General features: G+C 39.6%; 1 protein-coding gene. It reads right to left on the bottom strand.

Features of this window, described 5'->3' with window-relative positions; all coding sequences use genetic code 11:
- Positions 1–28: 28 nt before the first annotated feature.
- Positions 29–1,825, bottom strand: coding sequence for an ASKHA domain-containing protein (locus B3F51_RS06865; protein WP_286946244.1), 1,797 nt, complete (start codon positions 1,823–1,825; stop codon positions 29–31).
- Positions 1,826–2,900: the final 1,075 nt, after the last annotated feature.

Raw genomic sequence — 2,900 nt, 5'->3', positions numbered from 1 at the left:
CTTGACAATATAGGAAGGAGAAAGACAATTAGGCCATTTTATTACGACCAAGAAAGGTGTTTTGCATGTACCGGTTCGAAAAATCAGGATCAGTGGCTAACTCGATGTGAGTGGTGACTTTGGGGATCGTTTCGCAGCGTTTGGCTTCATCCTGAGATAAGAGAAAAAGTTGGGAACCGGTTCCGGCTCCATTACCTATGGAGCGGATCGGTACGCCAGAAATTTCTGGAAGTAAACCAATAAACTGAGCATTTTCGATATCGATGTAATTGCCAAACGCACCTGCCAGAGTTATTTCTTTGAGATCCGTGGCTTTGATGCCGTACTTTTCAGTTAGCAGGCAGCAGCCGGTAAAGATGGCGGCCTTGGCCAATTGTACTGCCCGAACATCTTTCTGGGTGATGATCATTTCTTTGCCATTGGGGTTATCCTGATGACGGACAAAAACAAAATAGCGTTGATTGTTCTCGTCGGTTTTGAACCGATCTTTAAAGGGGTGATTATCAAGATCCTCGCCTTTAATAAAATTACCGCGATCATAAATCAGTCTTTCCCGAAACAGGAAGGCAATGGCATCGATGATCCCCGAGCCACAAAATCCCAGGGGCGCAGCATCGCCAATAACATGACATTTGATTTCATTGTCAATCAGTTCGATTTTTTCGATGGCTCCAGTGGTGCCACGCATCCCCATGTGGATGCCAGCTCCTTCAAGTGCAGGACCGCAGGCCGTGGAAGCGACAAAGTAACGATTCCGGTTGCCGACAGCTATTTCGCCATTTGTACCCAAGTCAATCATCAAGCGGTATTCGTCATCCTTTGGCAGACCCAGCAATACTGCTGTTGTATCGGCGCCAACAAACCCTCCCAATAAGGGCAGAAAGGTTATTTTACCGTTGGGGTTAATATTGATGGTAAATTCTTCGGCATCGGCAACCACCATATCCCGGGTGATCCCGGTAAATGGGGAAAGACCCAAATGCAGGGGATTTAAGCCCAGAAAAAGATGGGCCATGGTACTGTTACCGCAGAATACACACTCATAAACAGCTTCTGCAGCGATCTTTGATTCATAGAAAAGGTTTGAAAGGATGTTGTTGACCGTTTCAATAATAGCATGTTGGATCGCCTTCAAATTTTCAGGCGAGGTGGATGCATAATCGATACGGCTGATTACATCACCGCCAAAAGATATTTGCTTATTCAAAGAGGAATACTGATGAATCAGAACTCCACTGGTGAGATCATAAAGGTAGCCGACAACCGAGGTCGTCCCAATGTCAAAGGCAACACCATAGGCGTTTAGCGATTCACTGCTGGGGATCAGATCAATCACTTCATCATTATAGAGCACAAAATTCATCAAAGGAAGGCTTTTCTGATGAAAGATTTCAGCAGATTTCTGTAATACTTTAATAGAAGACATCTTGATCGGCATATCGAGGGCGTTGCGGATGGCTTCAAGATCGTAGGAACACATCTCCGTTTTCAAGTGTGCCATTGGGGTGGTCACAACCCTGGTTTTGGGGTTAAAACTCAGTGTCTCATTTTCGGTGGTTTCCAGTATTTGTGATACGGCGGCTTCTTTTGAAATGAGAATAGCCATATCGTTGGACACGGGATGCTGGCAACCAAGGACTTCTGAAACTAAATCGTTTTCACGAATGGTCACAAGGCATTTCTTACACGTTCCCTTGCCTCCGCATACTAGATTTTGAGGAAAACCAACCTGAGCACAGGCGGCAGCAACGGTAGTTCCAGTTTCAACCAGGATACTTTTATCCAGCAATGGGAAAAAAATGCGAATAGTCTTCAAAGATGACATAAAATTGTCCTTTCTCAGTTATAAATTGGGGGGACCTGTAAAATATTTTCTAAACTGATTTTATTATACCCGTAAAATACGAGATTTTCAATACGCAGCGAATGATAATGAAAAATTTGTCTGAGGCTTATTTTTCTGAGGGCTGGTTTATGAATAAAATCAGCCCATTGCGGTTTTTGAATGAAGGTCAGGTGATTCGTTTATATCAATGAAGTTGTTGAGAGCGATTGGAAGTGAAATGCAGTGTTAACCAGACTAATCCTTTTTAAAGACAGCTGAATCGGAACGGCAATACAAGATGGACCGAAGCCAGTAATTTTTCCCGAAAATACCCTACTAGCAAGCACAGTAAAATTTTACAATATAAAAACGACATTTAATCAAATCTAAACGATCTGAGCATCAATTTAGAGAGATATATTACCCCTATTTTTATTGTTTGAGATTTAACAAACGATAAAAGAAAATAAATTGAATTAAACTAGAAATAATTTGACATTCTTTAAAATTGGTGGTAATCTGAATTAAATTTGTATATACAAGTAAATAGTGGACAACCTGCCCGGTATCAGTATTTATAAAGCGGACTTAATAGGGCAATTAGAATAGCATAATTTGGGATAAATATGATTCAAAAACAAGTTTGGAGGTGAAGTTGTAGGTTAGTCACTTATTGAACATCGGAATGCTGGAGTTGTCTGTCAAGGGATTAATAAAATTCATGGTACAAAAATGGAAAAGCATCAAAAATTACAAAAATGGATGATTTTCTATGATGATTTGTAAAAATATGTCATAGAATTCATTTTAAAAGCGGCTTTAAAAAACTATATAGAATTAAAATGCAATCTAATGTTGAATTGCACAGAAGTTTTGTGTCGCAGAGTAAAATATTGTTCAGATTATTGATGTAAACCCCGTAAATGTAAACGTTATTCGTATTTTTTCAGTAAAAAATTGTCACATTTATTATTTGATTTTTAGATTGAAATCATATATCATAAATGCAGATGTTAAAAATTTATCAAAGTATTGGAGGAAATAGTATGGGTTTTAAATCAGACATTGAGATTGC

The organism is Acetobacterium sp. UBA5834 (assembly GCF_002435675.1).
GTDB classification, from domain to species: Bacteria; Bacillota; Clostridia; order Eubacteriales; family Eubacteriaceae; genus Acetobacterium; species Acetobacterium wieringae.
Note: the sequence above shows the minus strand (reverse complement) of the source record. Positions and strands in the feature narration are given on the sequence as shown.